The organism is Photobacterium gaetbulicola, from assembly GCF_003025515.1.
Lineage (GTDB): Bacteria > Pseudomonadota > Gammaproteobacteria > Enterobacterales > Vibrionaceae > Photobacterium > Photobacterium gaetbulicola.
Genome location: NZ_PYME01000020.1, coordinates 1 through 21,881 on the forward strand (window position 1 = coordinate 1; position 21,881 = coordinate 21,881).

Sequence of the window (21,881 nt, forward strand, 5' to 3'; positions counted from 1 at the left end):
TGCCGTTTGCTTCCTTCAGATCCCACCTCACGGTGGACACCCTTGCATAGGCTAACGGTTCTCGCTCGACTGAGCCCGTAGAGGACTTTCACCTCCTAGAACAACGCCATGCTCGGCGCACCATAAAGAAGCCATTTTATTTTAAATGGCTTCTAATAAAAACCATATGGCTTCCCCAGCACAAGCCATTATTTACTTTTAATTCCATTACTGCCGCCTATCTTTCAATCATTAGAGATAATAAACGATTCAATCCATTTCACGATGTAACAATCAATTAAGCCAAATAACAAACATTAAAAATCTGAAAACAAATAAAATTTACACAAACAATAATTATCGCAGATCAATAATTAACCAAGATTAATTCATATAAAGTAACCGCCATAAAAATTAATTCACCTAAAAAGGAAGCTCAATATGAAAAACACAATTATTGCTCTTGGTGTATCGGCAGCACTTTCCCTCCCGGCAATTGCCAACGATAATGAAAGCACAATTATTGATGGTATGGACTTTGGCCCGCTCGCCCAACTGGTAGGGACTTGGATTTCCGCCGAAGCCGGTGGTGTTGATATTGCCCCGGCACAAAAGGAGTTAGATGTTGCAGCAGGCTCACCAGCGGTAACGCCCTTCTACGAAACCATCACCTTTGAAGTCGCCGCAGATGCAACCAATGCCAGTGACCAGTACCTCGTTGCGCTATATTACAAACAGGAAGTCTTCCGTAAGGCCGACGATTCCAAATTCCATGATCAGCGCGGTTACTTTATCTATGATAAAGCCAACCAGAAAGTCTATAACTCATTTTGTGTACCAAGAAATACCTGTGTCACGGCAGAAGGAGCAGCCGGTAATCAAATGACCTTGATTGCCTCAGAACGTGGTATCGCAGAATCAGACTACATGGCAAAAAATGCAACTACGACCGACTTTACCATGAGTATTCAAATTGAAGATGACAAGATGACCTATTCTCAGACCACATTGTTAGATATTTATGGTCAGTCGGTTTCTCACACAGACTCAAGTATTTTGGTGAAAGTCGAATAACATCGAAATACCACCAACACCTTAACGGTTATATTGAACCTTATATTAAGGGCCAAAGAAGAAGAGCGATACTGACGCTCAGTATCACTCTTCACCTTATCTAGCTACCGGAAGCTTATTTTCTCGCTTAACTTTTAGCATCAGTCTGGCGGCAATAACTCCGTAGACCACAGCCTGCCCCCAAAGCTGTCCCCATAAGGGCAAGACTTGATTAAAATCGGCTCCCATTTGGTTTATCCGCAGAAAAGCATTGATCGCCGGGGTAGATGGAGCCAGTTGGGCCAGCAATGAGATAGGCGCAGGGATCATTTCAACCGGCCAAATAAAGCCAGTCGAAAACACTAGCGGTAATGAGCTTAGCAATACGACCACCGTTGCCAACTCGCGCCGGGGGATCAATTGCCCCAAAATCATGCCCAGGAAGATCACCGCAAGCAAAAATGGCAGGGTTAGCAAAGCCAGATCCGTTATCGATGCCAACCGGCTGATATGGTAATAGCTGAAGCTAAACCCAAAGTAATACATAACCAATGGCAGGTAGATCAGGCTAAACACGATCCCCCTGACCAATACCACCCGCCTTGCGGGGTAATGCACCCAGTAGCCAATTTTTCCTGCGCGCAAGTACTCATTCTGGCCTCCGCCCAGTAACCCTACAGCGATCAGTAACGTTTGGTGAAGGATCAACACAAAGACCGCCGGCACGACGTAATTCACGTAGCCCATCGTCGGGTTAAATACTGGCTGGGCATTGAGCTTAACCGCCGTGTAACGCTCGGCGGCCAATGCCATGTCACTGCCAGTCATCACCATTCTGGCAACTTTCACCTCTGCACCAAGGGTCCCTGCGACTGTCGCGAGCCCTTCTGCAATAGTGCCGTACACCAGAAAATAAGCGGCATCACCGCCGTAGGCCAAGGTCGGGCTTTTGCCAAGCAACACATCCCGCTGGAAATCTTTCGGGATCACCAGCACCCCTTGTACTTTGCCCTGATTGACCATTGCCTTGGCGGCATCAATTGACTCCGCCCGTGCAGTAATCATAACCTGGGGAGTCGCATCGACCATCCGCTCGAGTTTGCGCCCTAATTCAGACTGATCCAAGTTGACCACCACGATTTGCTGCTGCCGCGGCAACTGGTGGATATAGGGTAGCGGATAGAGAAACGAGTAAATCAACACCCCGCCAAACACCGTGAATAAAATCGAGGGGTTAGAGAAAATGGCCTTGAACTCAAACTTAAACAATGAACGCCAACTCATACGCCCCCCTCTTGTCTCTTACTCAATTGGCTTACCCGCCAAGCCGCCAGCAGCCAAGTAAACAAAAATGCCGTTAAGCTCAGTATCTGCGGCACAGCCCAAGCGATGCCCACACCATGGTTTACCTGATGCAACTGGACATCGAGATAATGGGTAACGGGTAGCATTGCCCGCCAGACCAGGGCAAAACTCGGCATGTCCGTAGCCGGAAAGGTGACACCGACAAAAGCAAAGGCCGGTGCGGTAAAGCCAGCCGCCAAGCTCATTGCTTTGGTTGCGTCGAGGGTAAACAAGTAGAACAGGCACGCAACACCCTGGCAAGCCAAGATCATCAACAACTGTGCCAGCGATAAAATCCACCACTGACCATGCATCGGCCAATCCAGCACACCATACATAGTGGCGAGAAAAATGCTGCCTTGGATAAAAAACAACAAGGTATAAGGCATCAGTTTGGCGATTAAGTGGCGCTGGGGGTTGGTCTCCAGCCACCTGTTGAGGCCACTTCTGCGCTGCTCGGCCGACAAGGCAATAATGGTGGTGATCACTATTGCAATTTGCCAAATCGCCGGGATAGTTGCCGAAACCAGGAATTGGCCGTAGTGGCTGTTGGCATTGTACAGCGGCGTGATCTGGCTTCGAACAGGGACGGCTTGGCCCAATGCCTGCTGGGGCACTCGGCTACCCGCGACCATATTCCTCAAGGTGTCAATTTGCGCGTTGAGGGTTCCATGTGCCAGGGTGACTGCCGAGTTCACCAACTTGCCAATAAGCACGAACTGGCTGTTATAAAACACCGTTGCCGTTGGTGATTTACCCAGTTTGGTATCCTGCTCCAAGTTCGCAGGGATCACCACCAGGGCGTAAATGTCCCCTCCCCTCAAGGCATGGCTGCCTTCCGCAACGGAGGCATAGGCATTGGACACGGCCAAGGTCGGGTTAGCATCATAGTAACGCACCAGCTGGCGCGACAGTTGGCTGTGGTCCAAATCAACCACGCCAATAGGCAAATCTCTGGCAATGCCCGCAGAGAATATGCCCCAAATGACTGCGAACAGCGCCAGGGGCAGCCATGTTGTCAGCGACAGCAGCCAGCGCTCTTCCCGGATCAGCCGCCATTCACGGGCGAGTTGTCTGTTCATTTACTTGCAATCACACTCATGCCGACACGCAGCCCAGCCACCGGCTCAACAGGGCGCGCTTCCACTTCGAACGTGCGCATATCAAACCCCTGAGCGGCATCCGTTGTACGCCAGGTGGCAAAATCCCCCATCACCGCAACATGTGTCACCTTGAAGGTATAGTCCTTGTCACCAAGAGCCGGCACGGTTGCCGCAAACTCACTGCCTTGCTGGAAATACTTCAAATTGTCTTCACGAACATTGAATACCGCCCAGGCGTCATCCATATCCACAACGCTCACCACCGGGAACCCTTGAGGGGCCAGCTCGCCTTCGTGCAGCAACACTTGGCTCACTTCGCCGTCAAACCAGCTAGAGATCTGGGTATCTGCCGCGTAGGCTTCTACTTCCGCTACCGCACCAGCCGCCATCCTGACCTTTTCGGCCGCCGCGCGTTTTGTTTCTACCCGCGCTCCTTCTTTGGCCATAGTGTACATCTGGTAGGCCGCTTGCTCGGTGTAGCGGGCGGCTTGCCACTGGGTATAGGCTTCATCGCGTTTCTGCTCTGCCATCACCCCCTCGTTGAAGAGGTTATCAACTCGACGGTAGGTTTTCGCCATCAAGCTGGCCGCCGCTTTGGCTTTTTGCCATTGGTCCCGCGCTGCAGCGATTTCCTGGGATCGTGCTCCGTGCTCTGCCTGTTGGGACATTGCATCGGCCGCCTGTTCACCGGCACGGGCCTGCTCGAGTTTGGCATCAATTTCCGGGCTCGAGAGCGTGAAGATCAAATCTCCTTTCGCAACCTTATCGCCTTTGCGCACCAGCACTTGCTCGATACGTCCCGGCACCTTGGATGAAATATTGTAATGCTGGGCTTCGATTTGCCCCTGCATACGGATAGGGGCCGGCTGATAGGCCAGCCAAAACTGATAACCTAGCCAGCCAACCACTGCGGTACCTGTTACTACAGTGGCGATCAACGTCGCGCGTGATTTGCCGTTTCTCATGACTGAACCTCTAACCCCTGATATTGCTGATATTGATTAAAACTGTTGATTTCACTACTGACCGCCAGCAAGCGGGCCAAAGAGATAACATATTGGTAAGCCGCTGCGGCACGCTGGGTTTTCACACTTGCCAAATACAGCTCTGCGTCAACAACATCCAGCGATGTCGACAGGCCTTGGCTGAATGCTTTCTCTCTAAGGCTCACGTTTTCTTTGGCAAGAGCCAAGCTCGACGCCAACCCGTTATATTCTTCCAGTGACTGCATCGCCTCCCGGTAGGTTTTCTCAACCAGTACCGTAAGATCCTGCTCCGCCTGCGCACGGAGGTAATTCACCTGGGTGACCGCGCTGTGCGCGGCTTTTACCTTGCCTGACCGTCCCGAGCTATCAATCAGCGGAATATTGACCCCAACGCCAATCGCCCAGTCCGGCGCCGTTTTCGCTGCCAGCGTATCGTCCTCGTGGAGGTTGTAATTACCGTACAGGTACACTTCTGGGTAATACTTGCCCTTCTCGGCCGCCATCAAGCCTTGGGCCTGTTTTTTCTTGGCATCGAGGATTTGCAGACCGGGATAGCCAGCCAGCGTCTTATTCAAAAACGACGACATAGGAGGCAGCGACTCGTTGACAAACAACGAAGAGGACGGCACCGCGGGAGCTTCGGCTTTGATCAATTTGGTCAAGGCAACTTGGGCAATTTCCAGATCCCGTTGCGCTTTCTGGCGCTCTACCCGCGCCTTGTCATAAGACGCTTGTGCCTGCAGGCGTTCAACTTTGGCTACCTGGCCTTGCTGCTCCAGCTTCTTGGCACGCTCGTAATGCTGCTTGAGACCATTTTCTACCTCGATACGGGTATCCAGTACTTGCTGGGTCAAAGCCACTCCAAAATAGAACTTGGAGAGATCCTCAAAGGTTGCCTGCTGTTTCATCGCAAGTAACTGGGTGGCTTCTTCCGTTTGCCCTTTGGCAATATCCTGCGCCGCGGTGATCCGGCCGCCGGTAAAAATGGGCCATACCGCGCGGATTGAGCTGGTGAAAACCTCACGCTTGGTCAGCTGTGATGTAAACAGCTGATCGAAAATTGGTAAGCCGGAAACAACATCGCCGATAGGCATGCTCTCAATTAGATCAGAAGGCTTAATTTCGACCGGCTTGTCGAGCCGGGTGTATTTCGCCGTTGCGCTGATGGAGGGTAGATACAAATCCCGCGCGGCATCTTGCATGCTTCGGGTTCGCTCAATATTGGCTCGCTCGGCAGCAAGGCCATCATTTTGGCTGACGATAGCCTGCCAAGCCTCAAGAAAGCTGACAGGTTGCTGGGCCTTTGCTGGCGTTGCCACAGCAAAAGATGAAAGATGTGGGTCATTATCAATGGTGTCATTGGCACTGGCTGCTGCCGGTACCGCCATCATCGCCCAGCAGGTAAGCACCGCAGCTGGCGTTAATCTCATTGTGAAATACCTATATGCCTGTATCAGTGGCTAGATATATCAATTTTAGAGTAATAACTCTAAAAATCAATGACCGTGATGCAAGTCACGTAATGTGAATAGAAATTATTGGGCAGCCTTAGCTGCCCAAATTGAGGATAAATCAAAAATGCAATTTCAGCCCAACCGCAAACCCGTTGTTGCCAAAGGCTGTTGGGTTGGCGTATTGGTCTTTCGACTCCCAAATCACCGAAGCATACGGCGAGAACTGCTTGAAGCCTTTATATTCAGCGGTCAATTCCGCTTCTGCAAATTCCGCTTTATGGCCAAGCGCCTTAGCGACATTTCGGGTTGAGCTTCTCACAAAGTGAAAATGCGCGGCACGTAGATTGATATCCCACCCTGTTGACTGATAACCCAGCACGAGATCTTTGCGGTCAACATCCGAGGTTGCATAGCTGATACGATCCAACTTGCTAGATAAACCGCGATCAAAGCGATACATTGCAAAGGCATAGAACCCATTGCCATGGTTGTACATACCGCCAAAGCCAGACTTCAGCATCGAGCGATGACCATCGTCGAACTGATACTTCGCCAGTGGACCAGCGGCCATTTTCTGGCTAATTGGCACAAAGTACATAAACCCAGGAGCAAAGAATGAATCGACGCTGTTTGCATCGGCCAGATCACCTTCAATAGGAATAAAGCCATTCTTGCGCATGTCCTTCGCCCAGCTGTGATACTCCAGTGTCGTCATCAACAAACCAGGACCAACCTTGCCAAAATTACTGCCAAATTCCATATAATCACGGCTGAAATGGCCTCGATGCTCAGACACTATTTTTAGGTCATGACTCGCAATAGGCTCCTCGCCAAACGCCCACACATTGGTCGTCAGCAGAAGTCCTGCTGTAATTAGCATTTTACTGTTCATCATATGTCCAAATTACAAGGCGCGACCGACTTCATAACCTTCCCAGATAGCGGCCATTATCGTGCGCGCTTCTTGGCTATCACCGATATTAAACACTTCGCCGGCGTCAACTTGGTTGGCAATCTCATCAAACAATTTGCTATTGGCCTGGTAGCCCATTGCCAAAATGACATGTTCAGCGTCGATGCCGGTTGTGTCATCACCTCGGCGTACTTCGACTCCCGAATCGGTCACTTTATTCAGCGCAGTACTGGTTAGCACTTCTACCTTTTCTTTAACCAGCAACTCCTTGAGCATCTGATAATTGGCAAAGCAGGTTCCGTGCGGACCGCCTATAATATCGTCAGCCGCATCAACCAAGGTCACTATTTTGCCCCTTTGAGCAAGCCACAATGCGGTTTCGGCACCAACAAGACCTGCGCCAACAACGGCGACCTTATCACCCGTGATCACATCAGGTTGCATCAATACGTCTTCTGCAATGGCAACATGCGTTTTGTCTGCCCCTTCCAACCAGGCAGGAATGGTTGGACGAGAGCCCGTCGCAAACACCACACTATCTGGCTGCTCTTGGTTGATAGTGTCGAGATCGGCTGCAACATTCATACGAACGTCAACGCCTTTGCGGGACATTTCGCCTTCAAACCAGGTAATGAGCTGTGCATCATCATGCTTGAATGGCGCCTGGCTGCCAGGAATGACATTGCCGCCCAACTGGGATGATTTTTCAAACAACACAACATCGTGACCACGGTCAGCAGCGATCCGAGCAGTTTCCATGCCGCCGACACCACCGCCGACAACCACAACTTTCTTCTGCCTGAAAGCAGGGGTTAGTCTGTACTCTTCTTCACGTCCACAAGCTGGGTTAACGGCGCAAGATAGGTTACCCACTTCAGCCATCCGACCAAGACAGCCAAGGTGACAGGAAAGACATGGGCGTACTTCCTCAAACCTCCCACCCCGGATCTTATTGACAACTTCCGGATCAGCCAGCAGAGGACGCCCCATGGAAATTCCGTCAGCAGCCCCTTCACTGACCGCGCGAGCAGCCAAGTCTGGGTTTTCCATACGACCTGCCATGATGACTGGAATGTCGACCACTTCAGAGACGGCTTTGCAGTATGGTTTGTACATGCCCGGTTCAAAGTAGTTAGGCGGATGGTTCCAGTACCATGAATCATAAGTACCGGCATCCACGTTCAACGCATCGAAGCCCGCATCCTGCAGGAATTTTGCCGCACGCAGTCCTTCTTCAATATCGCGGCCGACTTCTTCAGCCTGCTCTCCAGGCAAGATCCCCTGGCCGAATCCCTTCATGTTACCTTTTACCGAGTAGCGCAAGCTCACCGGAAAATCCTGGCCACAGACCGCTTTAATTCCCTGTACGATTTCCACCGCAAAACGATAACGGTTTTCGAAACTACCGCCGTATTGGTCGCTACGCTTGTTAAAGAACTCCATCGTGAACTGATCAAGCAGGTAGCCTTCATGAACGGCATGGATTTCCACTCCATCGAACCCCGCCTTTTGCGCGATCGCCGCTGATTCAACAAACTTGCCGATGAAATACTGGACTTCTTCGGTTGTCAGTTCGCGGTGAGTGATGCTGGGATCAAAACGATTGGGGGCCTGCGATGGCGCAACGGACTTTTCCTCAGGGGTAAAGCCAGGAATGCATGAGCGTCCCCACCCAGCGGTCAGCTGGGCAAAAATTTTCGTGCCATAGGCATGCACGCGCTCTGTCAGCTCTTTACCGGCACGAATATAAGAGATGGGGTGGATTGTCGGGCATGGAAGAGAAGGCAATGGAAACTGTTCAAGTTCATTTTCCACCATCTGTACACCAGTGATAATCAAGCCAACACCACCACGAGCTCGAGCAGTGTAGTATTCAATCCCACGTTGATTATATGCGCCATCAGAATCGACACAGCCCAGGGTCCCCATCGGGGCCATAGAGTAGCGATTTTTTAGCTTAAGCTTAGCGATTTTCATCGGCTCAAACAAAACGCTATGTTCTTGTCTTAACATTTTAAAATGCTCCAGTCTTTTTTGTCGGTGTTTTAGACACCTACAGAATCTGCAGCGATTACAACAATTTATGAGATGAGTTTCTTTGCCATGCACGACCTCTTCTTTGCTATTTACGCCAACAAATTGAGGATTTGACATGGATCAGCTTCCTCTCCCCAAGCTAAATCAACTTGGGTTGCATTACGCAAAAGCAGGTTAAACGCAAAATTTATGCTAATCATTTCGCATAAAAAAGTGTGCCTAAAAAGGCACACTCTATTACAGAAACTATTTATTATTTATCTTTGAAGATAGAATTATCATGCATAAGCATTCAGCAGCAGGTTCTTCTCACAACAATTTAACCTCTTATTTTATTATTCAATCAATTACCAATTGTATTGGATGCCGAAAGATACCGACGTCTCTTGATGTGGGTTCATATCAATACCAAAATAATCGAAAGCAAAATAAGATATATGCACGAGTTTGCCGGTTGCCGCCCATTTCTTGCTGTTTCCTATTGGTGAGGTTAATTTAGCAACCCCTTTTAAATATTCCACATCGGTTCCTTCACTGTTAGAACCGTTAAAATATTCAGTACCCAGCATTACCCTAGTACCATTCGAGGCTATTTTTCCACTAATTCTCGGGTAGAAAAAATACCCGTCAAATTCGCTTTCTCCCAAATCATTCAGACCATCTTTACCCAACTTGGCGGAAAAAATGTAATTTAAAACAGGTGTAAAAGACCATTTTCCCCACTGATAACCGGCACTTAAACCCACTGAACCCAAGCTATAACCAAATTTTCCGATATCGGTATGAGTAATGTCGCGATCAATACCATAATAATTCCAGCCAAGTTGAAAAGACGAGGTGACGTCCCATTGTTGACTAAATAAACCGTTAACTTCCAGTAACTCCCGTCCATAGGGTGTTTGATCATGCCCCTTATCCGTACCATTAAGCTTGCCTACAACTGCCTCAATAAACGAGAAATAGGTACTGTTGCCTAAACGTCCGGCTGTCACTGTATCAAAGTACAAATTTTGCCCTGAAACTTGGTGGCTACTCCCACTATTGGTCGTTGTTCCTGACGTTGACTGAAAAGAAGCTGATGTAGTTGTTGCATAATGCTGCCAGAAAGAGTCTTCATTCAGACTATTTGCATTGACAGATATAGAGACGGTAGGAATAAGAAGTGTAATAAAAAATAATTTTTTCATTTCAAACCTAATGATTTATTTTAATAATTAACTTATAGGCCTGAATAATATGTAGACGAGAAAACTGGTTCCATGATCAAGCCGCCACTTATTTCACCATGGCGTACTTTGCAAAACTGTTGGCGTTTAAAGACAAGCTTATTACATGCTGAGCATATAAAAACACAGCCGCTCAAAAAAGAACAAATAAACCCTTACTAAAATAGCCATCAATATAATACTATACTGTTAGCATACAGTAACTTATTTACTTACAAACAATTTTTTCATCCCCTGCAACTCAATAAAACCAAACTACAAAGTGCCGAATAGCTGGCAATAAAGCCGAGCACATTATCCCAAACTCTCCGTGAGTAGTTGTTCAACATCACTAGGGGCACTTTTTTATCATTCTGGACTATTTACGTTCGATATTCGAAGGGCTATAACCTGTCCAGCGCTTGAAGGCGCGCGAAAAGGTACTGATATCAGAAAAACCCAACTGATAGGCAATCTCGGTAATACTGCAGTCAGATTGACTAAGCAACTGCAGTGAACGCTCCAATTTGTACTTTTCAAGCACGCTTCTGTAAGTCGTACCCTCATCGGCTAGCCTTCTATTCAGGGTCCGTACACTAAATGACAGCTGTCTGGCTACATCGTCTATCGTTGTATCACTGAGACTTTTCATTTGATTCAGCACGCTGTGTATCTGTAAGAAGATGTCCTCTCGAATCACCTTTGCTGTCTGCTTGATAACGATGGGTTTGATCGCCAAGTAAATATCGGAATTAGCCGTAACTATCTTGGTATTTAAAACATTTCGGGGAATAATTATCTTGCGAACAGGTGAACCGGTTACAATATCGCAGTTCATAATCTGTTCAAACTTAGCCTTATTCTCTTCTGTATAAGGCCAGCTATTGAGTCCAACCTTCAATCCAAGGTCTTCCCGACCAACGGCTTTGTAGACAATCTGCATAAGCACAGCGATGAACAATGTCACCCCCACATAGGTGACTACCGACTCCTTATTCAATGGCTCCCGATTGATAACCCATAACTCCGCATGCCCCTGAATCGTATAAGACAGCTTCAGGTGAATAGGTGCTCCCACAGACATCGAGTATTTGCAGGCATCACTAATCAATGTATTCAGATCAGGAGCAGCCCATAGTAGCAATGAAAAGCTGTCAAACGTTAAGGGTTGAACATATTTGGCGGCTACAAGAGAAAAAGTTGGGTCTTTACTGTCAAGCACCATCTGATGGTGGATCCCCCTGACCGTTCTCACATCCAAATGATCGATATTATTACTCGATTGCGAGAAATAATTACTCAACTTGAGTCCGTATTGTTCCGCCGCTTGTTTTATTAATGTTAACCAACCATGATGTAAATAATATGACTTACTGTTTCTTTCACTATTAACTAACGCCATAACCCTGATTCATAATTTCGATAAGTTTGTAATATATTACGATCTATATATATAAACCTCCATATCAACATTTATAATGATGTGATAGCTATCATACTTTTTCACCCTGTCCGACTTAGCCAACCAGTTGGCGTAAAGTGCAAAGATTACCCCAACAATCCTGCTTATCATTCCTGCAACACAATACAACAACACCCCACTACGACTGTGTTATCAAGCAGTCTTATTGATAACGAGGTTACTCATGAGTAATTGGCAATTGGCCTATAATGAAAAGTTCATTTCTGTCGAACAGGCAGCAAAAAAAATCAAATCCAATGACAAAATATGGGCTGGTGGATTATTATCTACACCTTATTTCTTTTTGAAAGAATTAGAAAAACGTCATACCGAGCTTAAAGGCTGTAAACTATATACGGGACTACTGACCACTCCTTTTGACTTTCTAAAACCAGAATATGCACCTCATCTTGAGCACCATAGTTTATTTATGGGGCCTCTGGAGCGTAAGATCCAAAAAACAGGCAATATTAGCCATACCAATTTCCACTTTTCCCAAATGGGGTCGCTTTTCAGCCACCTAGGACACAATGTCGTGGTCGTTGAAATGACACCGCCAAACGAAAACGGCTACCTGAGCATGGGCGCTTGCGGCGGTGTCGGTACACCCGATGCGCTAAAACATGCCGATACCGTTATCGCAGTCATCAACAAATTCCAACCATTCATCGGTGCGGAAGAAAATCTCGTTCATATTAATGATATCACCTGGGTTACTGAGGGCCATCACCCGATTGCCGGCCCTAAGCCGCAGGCCCCTTCAGAGCTGGAAGTCTCGATTGCCGAGCACGTCTTGCCATTTGTCAAAGACAACATGACTATCCAAATCGGTATCGGCACCATCTCAAATGCTATGGGGATGGCACTGAAAGGGCACAAAGGCCTGGGTATCCATACCGAAATGTTCACCGAGTCTATGATGGAGCTGTGCAAGGCAGGAGCGGTTACCAACGAGCACAAGAACTACAAGCCAAACAAAATCATCACGGCTTTCACTGCGGGCTCGCAAGAGTTGATTAATTATGTCCACAATAACCCAGATATCGAAATGGGCAATGTGACCCATGTGGTCAATGCGGTTGAGATTGCTAAAAACGACAACTTTATCTCTATCAACACATGCATCATGGCCGACCTCACCGGGCAGGTGGCATCAGAAGGGGTTGGATTTAACCAAATCTCTGGCTCGGGTGGCCAACTTGACTTTGTGCGTGGGGCCGGAATGTCGGATGGCGGCATTAGCATCCTGGTACTGGCATCAACCCACCAAGGAAAGAACGGGCCAGAGTCAACAATTCGTACCGCACTGCCTGTAGGTACCGCCGTGACAACACCACGTAACGATGTGCAAGTCATTGCTACTGAATACGGCAGCGCTGATCTGCGTGGCCTGAATGTCCCTGAGCGTGTCCAGGCACTAATCGCCATTGCACACCCAGATTTCCGCGATTCTCTTCGAAATGAAGCTATTGAAGCAGGCCTAATCAAGCCTGGTCAGGAGGTATAACATGTATCAGGGACAAAGTTTCCAGATTGTTGAACACGGCAAGTATGCTGAACTGGTATTCAATGATCAGCAAGACAAAGTCAACACGCTGCGTGACAGTGCGCTTAAAGAGCTAGAAGCCTGTGCAGAGGTACTTCAGGCCGCCAACATTGACGGCCTGGTTATCCGCTCTGACAAGCCACTATTTAGTGCCGGTGCGGATATCAAAGCGTTCCGTGGCCTTTTTGCCGCTGGCGAAGCCGCTATTGAGGACTACCTGTCATGGGTACACAGCGTTTACAGCCGCATTGAAGACCTGCCATACCCGAAAGTGGCCATTATCAATGGGGTAGCTGCCGGCGGCGGCGTCGAGCTTTCGATGCTGGCTGAGTACCGTCTGGCTACGACCGATGTCAAAATCAGCTTACCGGAAGTGAAGCTTGGGATTATGCCCGGCTACGGCGGCACCACCCGACTACCACGTATTGTCGGTCTGGATACGTCACTGCAGTGGCTCACCACAGGCAAGAACTTCAAGGCAGAAAAAGCCATGGAGCAACGCTTTGTCGACGGGGTTATTGATCCGACTAAAGTGAACGCTGTAGAAGAAGCAATTGCTGTTCTGGATAGCTGTGTTGCCGGCGATCTCAACTGGCAGGCCCGCCAGGCCGAGAAGAAACAGCCACTGCCCCTGAGCCAGTATGAGCAGATGATGTCTATCAGCGTTGCGCGCGGCATGGCATTCAAAGTTGCCGGGAAACAATACCCAGCACCACACATCATCCTCGACACGGTGGAAAAAGCAGCAACCATAGGGCGTGATGAAGCCTTGGCTGTCGAGCGCAAAGGCATTGCAAAATGTGCGGCATCGGGCGTTGCTGATGCATTGGTATCCGTATTCCTGTCAGATATGCACGTCAAGGCCAAAACACGCTCGTTCACAGGTAAATCAGACAAGACGGCTGAGATAGGTGTGATCGGGGCTGGCATCATGGGCGGCGGGATCGCCTACGTGTCAGCCGACCGCAACATCGATGTCGTCATGAAAGACATCAACAAGTCAGGCCTGCAGCTTGGCTTATCGGAGGCCAACAAGCTGCTGTCAAAACAAGTTGATAAGGGACGCAAATCAGCTTCGCAAATGGGTGATGTCCTTAACCGCATCCAGCCAACGCTGCATGATGCCGCCCTGGAAAGTACCGACCTGATTATTGAAGCCGTCGTTGAGAACCCGAAGGTTAAGGAAATTGTGCTAGCCGGCCTGGAAAACGCTGCGCCGAATGCTGTCATCGCATCGAACACATCAACCCTGATGATCAGCGGCCTAGCAAAATCACTCAAGCGCCCAGAGAATTTCTGTGGTATCCACTTCTTCAACCCAGTTCACCGCATGCCATTGGTTGAGGTGATCCGTGGCGAACAAACCAGCGATGAAACGGTTGCCAAAGCAGTTCGCTACGTTGAACAACTGGGCAAAACACCGATCGTTGTTAATGACTGCGGCGGCTTCCTGGTTAACCGCTGCCTGACACCTTACATGCTGGCGTTCAACCAGCTAGTGCTTGACGGCGGTGATATTGCCATTATTGACAAGACGATGTCTAAAAGCTTTGGCTGGCCGATGGGTCCTGCACATCTGACCGATGTCATTGGCCTAGACACAGCAGAACACTGCGTTGAGTCTATGGACGCGGCCTTCCCTGGACGTTTGGGCGCGCCTGAGGTCAACCTGTTCAAAATCATGGTTGAGAACCAGCGTCTCGGGCAGAAAAATGGGGCAGGCTTCTACAACTATGTTGCTGACCGCCGTGGCCGTGTCAAACCTTCGACAAGCGAAACGGCACTGTCTTTAATTTCCGGCAACCGCAAAGAAGCTCGAGAGTTTGACGCAGACACTATCACTATGCGTCTCATGCTACCGATGATGTTTGAAATTATCCGTTGTTTGGACGAAGGCATTGTTGCATCTCCGCAAGAAGCTGATATTGCAATGATTTACGGTACGGGCTTTCCTCCTTTCCGTGGTGGCCTTTTCTACTACATGGATCAAATCGGCCTACCGAAGCTGGTGGAAATTGCCCGTCAGTATGAGCAATTCGGACCGCTGTATGCGCTGCCGGAAGGCTTATTGACTCGTGCCGAAAATGGCGAAACCTTCTACTAATACCTAGGGGTAAGATATGAAAAATGTAGTTATCGTTGATGCAACACGCACCCCTATGGGACGTTCCAAAAACGGTGTATTCCGTCATACTCGTGCTGATGACCTGTCGGCCCACTTGATGAAGGCCATGTTTGAACGTCAGCCAAACGTCAAACCTGAGATGGTTGATGATATCATCTGGGGGTGTGTCCAGCAGACAGAAGAGCAAGGGGCTAACCTCGCACGCAATGCCGCGCTGCTAGCTGGCTTGCCGGTGACAGTACCGGCCACAACGGTTAACCGCCTATGCGGCTCATCGATGGATGCACTGCATATGGCTGCCCGTGCCATCAAGGCAGAGGATGCTGACATTATCCTGGTTGGCGGTGTTGAGCACATGGGCCATGTGCCGATGACGAAGGGGATGAATTTCAACCCGGCACTAGACAAACAGATGGCGCAAGCCTCCGCATTAATGGGAATGACGGCAGAAGCGCTCGGCAAAATGCACAAGGTAACTCGGGAGGAGCAGGATGCATTAGGTGCACGCTCCCACCAGCTTGCGCACCAAGCCACGATTGAGGGCCGCTTTGCTAACGAAATCGTTCCTATCATGGGCCACGATGCTAACGGACGCCCAATTCTTGTAAAGACGGATGAAGTCATTCGTCCTGAAACAACACCGGAGTCACTGGGCCAACTTCGCCCTGTCTTTGATCCTGTCAGCGGGACAGTCACCGCCGGTACATCATCGGCGCTTTCTGACGGGGCGTCTTGCCTTCTGGTCATGAGCGAAGAGAAAGCCAAAGAGCTTGGCGTGAGGCCACGCGCTCGCATCATTGCCGCCACATCGGCGGGCGTTCCCTCCGCCATCATGGGCTACGGGCCGGTTCCTGCTACCCAGAAAGCCCTGGCTAAAGCAAACCTAACCATCGATGACATCGATTTTGCTGAGGTTAACGAAGCCTTTGCTGCGCAGGCAATCCCATGCCTAAAGGATCTTGGCCTGTGGGATGTACGTGAGGAAAAAGTAAACCTAAACGGTGGTGCTATCTCCCTAGGTCATCCTCTTGGTTGCTCCGGTGCACGTATCGTCGGCACACTGATGAACATCATGGAAGATAAAGGAGGCCGTTATGGCCTGGCAACCATGTGCATCGGTATGGGCCAAGGCATTGCGACAATCATTGAGCGGATTTAATCGCATTAGTGCCGAAATATAATAACTGATTCCTTTTACCTACCATTTGCCCTACATACCTTCTGGATGTAGGGCCTTTTTTTACCCGTCAATCGGCACGATATTCAATTACAAACTCCCCCCGAATCCACTCCGTTACATTGCTCGCCAATTACCAGAGTCAGGCCGCAAGATTAATCCCTGCACCTGGCATTTTGGTGTGCTATCCCTACCATAATTGAATTTTTTGGTTTGGTTCGAATGTTAAAATAGTGACCTGAAACAAAAGGCCTTCTCTGTGAAGGTAATAACATCAAGGGAAAACAATGAAAAAATTCGGACTGAAAACCCTCGCTCTGACTATCGCTTCAGTATCGGCTTTATCAGCCAATGCCAATGAACCGGCTGACCATCCTCTGGCCAAATACCTTGCAGCACCCGGCGCTACCGTGACACTTCCTGTCAGCGCAGCGAAAGAACATTTTGAGTTGGACTTTATACAAGGCGCCTACGACAGCTTTGAAAGCTTCCATGCACAGATGGGGGGGGATCACACTCTGTACTATCTGACCAACTGGAGCACCTTCATGCGCACAGACATGGTCAACCCAGCTACCCAGCAGCTTGAATTGGAGCGCAACCTCAATAGCGACATCGGCAACATCGTGGTGAAGACCGATAGCGAGGGCGAGCAAAGAATGGATGAGTATTTTGCCCACCCAACATTCCGCCATCAGGGTGTGATGATGATCCACAAAGGTAAGGTGGTTTATGAGGCATACCCGGGGATGAACCCAACCGATACCCATGTTTGGATGTCTTCAGCTAAAACACTGACCGGCCTCATCACGGCGATGCTGGCGGAAGAGGGCCAACTTGATCTAACCGCCTCTGCAACAAAATATGTCCCGGAGCTCAAAGGCACCGCATGGGACAAGGTTACCGTCCTGGATTTAGTCAATCACACCGCAGGGTTGGATCACGAAGAAAATAACACCTCCATCCTAGACCCAGAAGGCGTTTTCGTTCGCTTCGTTAGCTCAGCGCTAGGTACGACAGAACGTTGCATTGAGGGTGAAACCTGGCGGGACGTGCTAAAAGATGTCCAGCCACTTGGAAACGAACAGCCAGGCGATCGCTTCCGTTACTCTTCACTCAACACCCAAGTGCTTGGCCAAGTTATCCAGAATGTGACCAACAAGCGCTGGACAGACGTTGTAGAGGAGCGTATTTGGGGCAAGCTGGGGGCACGTATGCCGCTGATGGTGCACCTGACGCCAGACGGTACACCGCTAAATATGGCTATTATATCTTCTACCTTGGAGGACTTTGCCAAATACGCGACCCTGTATACGCCAAGCTGGGATAAAGTCGCACACGAGCAAGTTGTCACGCCATCACTACTCAAGCAAATCCGAAGTGCCGGCAACGCCGATGCCTTTATTGGTGGCCACAAAGAAAAGCAAGCCATCGGCCTGTTTGCAGAGAAGCCGGTCAAAGGCGCGTACCAGTTTGACTTCATGTTCGAAGACGGAGCCATGTACAAACACGGCAACACCGGCCAGGGGATTTATGTCGATCCGGAACGCGACTTTGCCGCAGTGTATTTCTCGGCAACGCCATACGTCGCACCTTACGGTGAAGTCAAAGCCCCGGCTTACTTCAGGAAAGTCGCAGAGTTATTAGACCAGACAAAATAAACTAACTCATTGAAGGCCTTAATCTTGCGTTAAGGCCTATTGGCTTTTTGGTGTCGCCCCCGTAGAGTCCGGCTGGATAACCTTGTGAGCACACCATCAGACAATTTGCTATCGGTGGTGTATTTTCTACCTTTGATGCATTAACACCCGATAGTTTGAGACAATCCATGATTTCACTGGAGCAGATACATTCTTTCACATTGGTTTACCAGCACGGTTCATATAGCGCCGCCGCACGTTTTGCCAACAAAGAACGCAGTACAATACGCGAACATGTTGTCACTCTGGAAGACACGATAGGCGTCGAACTGTTCAACATCGAAGGGCGAAAGGCAAAGCCGACCAACGCGGCCCACAAGCTGATTTCTCGAGCCACAAACCTTAGCAAGCAAGCGAAAGACTTTGAGCTGACAGCGTTCTCTTTGCTCGATGACCCGCTTGGTGAATTGGTCCTGCTCCACGATGAGCAAATTCCCGCCGGGCTGCTCGCCAGAACAATTAAAGCCATCAAGGAACGTTATCCCGGAATCTCTATTCAATGTGCTCCCTCTTCCCGAGAGCAGGCCTACCGCGGTTTAGAGAGCAATGCGTGCCACATAGCTATAATGGCAACAGAAAACAGTCCAAGAACTCAGGCTAGGATTGCTTCGAAATATATTGGTAACTTGCCACTTTGCGGCTATGTTCATGCTCGAACACCACTTGCCGCAACCGAGAGTGTTTCCCTGGATGACCTACGGCTGGAGACGCAGTATGAGCTGCCAAATACCCGTGAAGGGGACTTGGGCTTTTTCAGAGTTTCTAACGTGGTGGAAAAAGTTAGCAGTGTAGAGTTAGCCGCCGAGTTATTGGCTGACGGCGGCTGGATCGCCCTGTCCGACGCCTTGGCCAAACCATGGATAACATCCGGCCATTTGAAACCGTTGCCGTTAGCCAACGCAACTCGAAACTACCGGCAGGGGGTGTGCTTATTTTTCGGGCTGGCCAGCAACACCCGAGAAGAGATCGTTTTTGCGCTAGACATACTAAACCACCACGCCGGCGATTACCTAATATAAAGGCCTAATAACATTGGGATACCGCCAAAAAACATCGGCAATTACTTAAGATACTCTCGGGTTAGTTCGCAAACAATTTCAGTCATATACTGCTTCACCAGTCGAAGCTCACTAATTGATTTAGACGCTATCGCAAAAGGTACCAAAATCGCTTCTGACGTCATGCTTAAAACCATGAAATAGCCCTAACTAATAGGATATTGCTGGGAAGGGGCTCCCAGCCACAAGTGATTTTCAAAACCAACAACTTATCAATAGTATCGAGCGCTAACTAGGATGATGACATATGCCTGGATTGGACGATGTTCAATCTGTTACTGGCTAGGGAGTGCAGCAACGCCGTCGGCTTTACCCAACTCCCTCCAAAGTACCTTAAGGTTGAGGCACGCGTGATTGAGATGGCATCCAGCAAACTGAACTTCTTCGTTCGCGGCCCTATGATCTCCCCGCCGCTTGACGATATTGCGCAATCGTCTCGTCGATAAGCGCCTCATTGCAACCGAGGTAATGTTGCGGCTTGCATGCCTCATCAATTTCTTGCGGTGATAGCATGGCACAAACCGCCGCGTCTTGTTTCAGTACCTCTGCCAGACTTCCCTCTGCGGGTGCCTTCGCAATGGCGGCTTGTACCCTGCGATAGCCTTCGCCTCGGCCGGCTTTATCGGCCACTTTCATCATCACCGCTTCCGACATGATAAAGTTGCGGGAGGCTTCGAAGTTGTCACGCATCCGCTGCTTGTTGACGACAAGGTTCGCTACCAACCGCAGGGCCCGTTCCAGTGCAGTGGAGACCGCCAATGACGACTCCGGCACCAAACTCCAGTTCAGCACCCGCATCGAGGCAGAACGGACATCATGCTGATCCATCAGGTTTGGCGCACTGCCAGCGTACATCCAGCCCATACGCGATAGGGTTTGGATCATATTGGCGGCTCGCGGGTTGGCTTTGTGCGGCATGGTGCTTGAGCCACCGCCAGCCTCGCCTTCTCGAACCTCCGCAATCGAGGCCCGCCCCATGGTTTCGGTATCGTTGGCGATCCGGCACAGGGTGCCGTGCACCAATGCAAAGAACTGGATCAGCTCGGCAATATTATCCAAACTGGCATTAGCCAGCCCTCTAGGCTCAGTCAGACCAAGAGCAGAAAACAATCCACTTCGCACCGCCAGCCCCTGCGGACCAATCGACGATAGGTTACCCACCGCCCCGCCGTACATGCCGGTGATTGCACGCGGGTATAGCTCATCAAGACGAACAATGTGCCGGGTCACTTCCTGCAAATAACTGCTTACCTGCAGCCCCCAGGTGGTTGGCAAGGCGTCCATCGCATTGGTCCTCGCCACCATCACGGTTTGCTTGTGGGTAAGGGCCATGCCTTCAAGCTGATCGCCCAAACTAACTAGCTGGGTACGAACCAAGTCCAGCGTTTGCTTTACCCGCATTGCCAAGCTGGTATCCAGCAAGTCCTGGGTTGTACAGCCCCAGTGCAGGTACTTTTTAACGTAATCATCACCTTGCTCTGTGAGCTGATCAACCAAAGGTTTGATTGCCATGCCGACCGACTGGGTATCCTGCGCCAACCGAACCCAGTCGATATTGCCGGTAACACAAACCTGCTCTATCGAGGTGACAGCCTGCTGCGGAATGAGCCCAAGTTCAGCCTGAACCCTGGCAATACTGCTCTCGAAAGTTAGCCAAGTTTGGATAAGGTTATCGTCAGACCATATCCGCTTCATATCCTTTTGGGTAAAAAGCGGGGAATAAAGGGTTGAGTCAAAAACAGAGACATTTGAACCGGGCATATACTTCATCCTAAGCGCCAATAAATGTAATGAGAAGAACCCTCCTACTATAGAGATTGCTAAGAGCTTAACAAACCACTCGAAGCACAATTTCCGTACAATGAATATGATGCCACTGACCACTTGTTGATTTTCCAATCAACAATAAGTCCTTTCGTGCTTCCATCGCTCTAAAGTGCCTACCGGCAACACGATAACCGACTACATATACATCAGAGAAATGCGGTTTAACCAAACTCTGACAGGGCTGCCTGTTCAATTCGCACCAACATATATAGAGTGAATGCAAGTTGTATATTACCCAATAAAATCATTAATTTACATGCATGCACTAAGGTGTTTTCAATGAGAAGTTTATTACTTTTATTTACCCTGATTCTTACTTTCAGCCAACCGGCCTTCGCCAAGGACTGGGAGCATTTAGCCGAGCGCCGTGTTACCTACCGAGAGGATACCGACCGGGTAAATATCAACCGGCATAATCGCGATATTCGCCAGGTGCGCCTCAAGTCCAAGCAAGGCATTATTAATATGGAATCGATCACTTTACACTTTCGGGACGGCAGTCAAATAGTCACCGACGACCTAGGCATTCTCTTGAAAGGAAAAACCAGCCGCGCCATCTCAGTTCCCCGTCATCAGGCCCGTAACCTGAGACAAATTACCTTCAAGTACAAAAGTGTCGGCAATAAAAAAACAGATCTGGCAGGAATGACCAAGCGTGGCATTGTCGAAATACAGACCAAACGGCGCTAATTGCCAGGCCGTTAATTTCTTGAACCATATAGCTAACGAGAAATGAAAAAAAAGCGGGCACCAGCCCGCTGCAAATTAAGCCTAATCAAGCAACATCCATATTGCTTAGAACCATTACCCAATCAACAATACAGAACGATGTACTATAAATCAAGTAAGTCAACTCACACATTTCCATCAACAACTGCAATCCACCGCACTAAATGCAACTAAACGCTTAGG

Annotated in this window: 16 protein-coding genes; 7 read left to right on the forward strand and 9 right to left on the reverse strand. The window is 49.3% G+C overall.

What is annotated here, in order from left to right; translation table 11 throughout:
* The first annotated feature begins 420 nt into the window (after positions 1–420).
* Entirely contained in the window at positions 421–1,053 is a 633-nt protein-coding gene (locus C9J03_RS17180) for a heme-binding beta-barrel domain-containing protein (RefSeq protein WP_044621479.1), read from the forward strand.
* Positions 1,054–1,149: 96 nt separating this feature from the next.
* Here the strand turns inward: C9J03_RS17180 and C9J03_RS17185 are convergent, their stop codons facing one another.
* The 8 genes from C9J03_RS17185 to C9J03_RS17220 form a co-directional block, all read right to left on the reverse strand.
* Entirely contained in the window at positions 1,150–2,316 is a 1,167-nt protein-coding gene (locus C9J03_RS17185; RefSeq protein ID WP_044621480.1) for an ABC transporter permease, read from the reverse strand.
* On the reverse strand, positions 2,313–3,458 hold the full coding sequence (locus tag C9J03_RS17190; protein ID WP_044621481.1) for an ABC transporter permease: 1,146 nt from the start codon (positions 3,456–3,458) through the stop codon (positions 2,313–2,315). The genes C9J03_RS17185 and C9J03_RS17190 overlap by 4 nt, the downstream gene beginning before the upstream one ends.
* A complete protein-coding gene (locus C9J03_RS17195) occupies positions 3,455–4,444 on the reverse strand; it encodes an HlyD family secretion protein (protein ID WP_044621482.1) in 990 nt (329 codons plus the stop codon). The genes C9J03_RS17190 and C9J03_RS17195 overlap by 4 nt, the downstream gene beginning before the upstream one ends.
* Positions 4,441–5,895, reverse strand: coding sequence for a TolC family protein (locus C9J03_RS17200; RefSeq protein WP_082060505.1), 1,455 nt, complete (start codon positions 5,893–5,895; stop codon positions 4,441–4,443). The genes C9J03_RS17195 and C9J03_RS17200 overlap by 4 nt, the downstream gene beginning before the upstream one ends.
* A gap of 142 nt (positions 5,896–6,037) precedes the next feature.
* The gene (locus tag C9J03_RS17205; protein WP_146149090.1) at positions 6,038–6,799 is read right to left on the reverse strand and encodes a hypothetical protein; all 762 of its coding nucleotides are present in this window, start codon (positions 6,797–6,799) and stop codon (positions 6,038–6,040) included.
* 24 nt (positions 6,800–6,823) lie between these two features.
* Positions 6,824–8,845 (reverse strand): oxidoreductase, encoded by a 2,022-nt coding sequence (locus tag C9J03_RS17210; RefSeq protein WP_044621484.1) that lies wholly within the window; start codon positions 8,843–8,845, stop codon positions 6,824–6,826.
* A 371-nt stretch (positions 8,846–9,216) separates the two neighbouring features.
* Positions 9,217–10,056 (reverse strand): hypothetical protein, encoded by an 840-nt coding sequence (locus C9J03_RS17215; RefSeq protein WP_044621485.1) that lies wholly within the window; start codon positions 10,054–10,056, stop codon positions 9,217–9,219.
* Positions 10,057–10,453: 397 nt separating this feature from the next.
* Positions 10,454–11,476, reverse strand: a complete 1,023-nt coding sequence (locus C9J03_RS17220; RefSeq protein WP_044621486.1) for a helix-turn-helix domain-containing protein — start codon at positions 11,474–11,476, stop codon at positions 10,454–10,456.
* A 244-nt stretch (positions 11,477–11,720) separates the two neighbouring features.
* Here C9J03_RS17220 and C9J03_RS17225 point away from each other — a divergent pair, with 244 nt between their 5' ends.
* From C9J03_RS17225 to C9J03_RS17245, 5 genes are all read left to right on the forward strand, one after another.
* Positions 11,721–13,043 (forward strand): acetyl-CoA hydrolase/transferase family protein, encoded by a 1,323-nt coding sequence (locus C9J03_RS17225; protein ID WP_044621487.1) that lies wholly within the window; start codon positions 11,721–11,723, stop codon positions 13,041–13,043.
* A 1-nt stretch (position 13,044) separates the two neighbouring features.
* Positions 13,045–15,186, forward strand: a complete 2,142-nt coding sequence (fadB, locus tag C9J03_RS17230) for a fatty acid oxidation complex subunit alpha FadB (RefSeq protein ID WP_044621488.1) — start codon at positions 13,045–13,047, stop codon at positions 15,184–15,186.
* A 16-nt stretch (positions 15,187–15,202) separates the two neighbouring features.
* Positions 15,203–16,366 carry an acetyl-CoA C-acyltransferase FadA gene (fadA, locus tag C9J03_RS17235; protein ID WP_044621489.1) on the forward strand — a complete coding sequence of 388 codons (1,164 nt, stop codon included), beginning with the start codon at positions 15,203–15,205 and terminating at the stop codon, positions 16,364–16,366.
* 305 nt (positions 16,367–16,671) lie between these two features.
* Positions 16,672–18,045: a serine hydrolase domain-containing protein gene (locus tag C9J03_RS17240; protein ID WP_044621490.1), complete on the forward strand. Its 1,374-nt coding sequence runs from the start codon at positions 16,672–16,674 to the stop codon at positions 18,043–18,045.
* Between the two features lie 167 nt (positions 18,046–18,212).
* Positions 18,213–19,103, forward strand: coding sequence for a LysR family transcriptional regulator (locus C9J03_RS17245; RefSeq protein WP_044621491.1), 891 nt, complete (start codon positions 18,213–18,215; stop codon positions 19,101–19,103).
* Positions 19,104–19,538: 435 nt separating this feature from the next.
* Here C9J03_RS17245 and C9J03_RS17250 read toward each other — a convergent pair whose 3' ends face one another.
* Positions 19,539–20,903, reverse strand: coding sequence for a class-II fumarase/aspartase family protein (locus C9J03_RS17250; RefSeq protein ID WP_044621971.1), 1,365 nt, complete (start codon positions 20,901–20,903; stop codon positions 19,539–19,541).
* 345 nt (positions 20,904–21,248) lie between these two features.
* Between C9J03_RS17250 and C9J03_RS17255 the strand changes: the two genes are divergently transcribed.
* Positions 21,249–21,659 (forward strand): hypothetical protein, encoded by a 411-nt coding sequence (locus tag C9J03_RS17255; protein ID WP_044621492.1) that lies wholly within the window; start codon positions 21,249–21,251, stop codon positions 21,657–21,659.
* The last annotated feature ends 222 nt before the right edge of the window (positions 21,660–21,881 follow it).

Bases quoted from the DNA above. Each gene is read 5' to 3' on its own strand.
- C9J03_RS17180 (WP_044621479.1), top strand. From the start codon at position 421: ATGAAAAACACAATTATTGCTCTTGGTGTATCGGCAGCACTTTCCCTC.
- C9J03_RS17245 (WP_044621491.1), top strand. From the start codon at position 18,213: ATGATTTCACTGGAGCAGATACATTCTTTCACATTGGTTTACCAGCAC.
- C9J03_RS17185 (WP_044621480.1), bottom strand. From the start codon at position 2,316: ATGAGTTGGCGTTCATTGTTTAAGTTTGAGTTCAAGGCCATTTTCTCT.
- C9J03_RS17190 (WP_044621481.1), bottom strand. From the start codon at position 3,458: ATGAACAGACAACTCGCCCGTGAATGGCGGCTGATCCGGGAAGAGCGC.
- C9J03_RS17225 (WP_044621487.1), top strand. From the start codon at position 11,721: ATGAGTAATTGGCAATTGGCCTATAATGAAAAGTTCATTTCTGTCGAA.
- C9J03_RS17255 (WP_044621492.1), top strand. From the start codon at position 21,249: ATGAGAAGTTTATTACTTTTATTTACCCTGATTCTTACTTTCAGCCAA.
- fadA (WP_044621489.1), top strand. From the start codon at position 15,203: ATGAAAAATGTAGTTATCGTTGATGCAACACGCACCCCTATGGGACGT.
- C9J03_RS17210 (WP_044621484.1), bottom strand. From the start codon at position 8,845: ATGTTAAGACAAGAACATAGCGTTTTGTTTGAGCCGATGAAAATCGCT.
- C9J03_RS17240 (WP_044621490.1), top strand. From the start codon at position 16,672: ATGAAAAAATTCGGACTGAAAACCCTCGCTCTGACTATCGCTTCAGTA.
- C9J03_RS17195 (WP_044621482.1), bottom strand. From the start codon at position 4,444: ATGAGAAACGGCAAATCACGCGCGACGTTGATCGCCACTGTAGTAACA.
- C9J03_RS17200 (WP_082060505.1), bottom strand. From the start codon at position 5,895: ATGAGATTAACGCCAGCTGCGGTGCTTACCTGCTGGGCGATGATGGCG.
- C9J03_RS17215 (WP_044621485.1), bottom strand. From the start codon at position 10,056: ATGAAAAAATTATTTTTTATTACACTTCTTATTCCTACCGTCTCTATA.
- C9J03_RS17205 (WP_146149090.1), bottom strand. From the start codon at position 6,799: ATGCTAATTACAGCAGGACTTCTGCTGACGACCAATGTGTGGGCGTTT.
- C9J03_RS17250 (WP_044621971.1), bottom strand. From the start codon at position 20,903: ATGCCCGGTTCAAATGTCTCTGTTTTTGACTCAACCCTTTATTCCCCG.
- C9J03_RS17220 (WP_044621486.1), bottom strand. From the start codon at position 11,476: ATGGCGTTAGTTAATAGTGAAAGAAACAGTAAGTCATATTATTTACAT.
- fadB (WP_044621488.1), top strand. From the start codon at position 13,045: ATGTATCAGGGACAAAGTTTCCAGATTGTTGAACACGGCAAGTATGCT.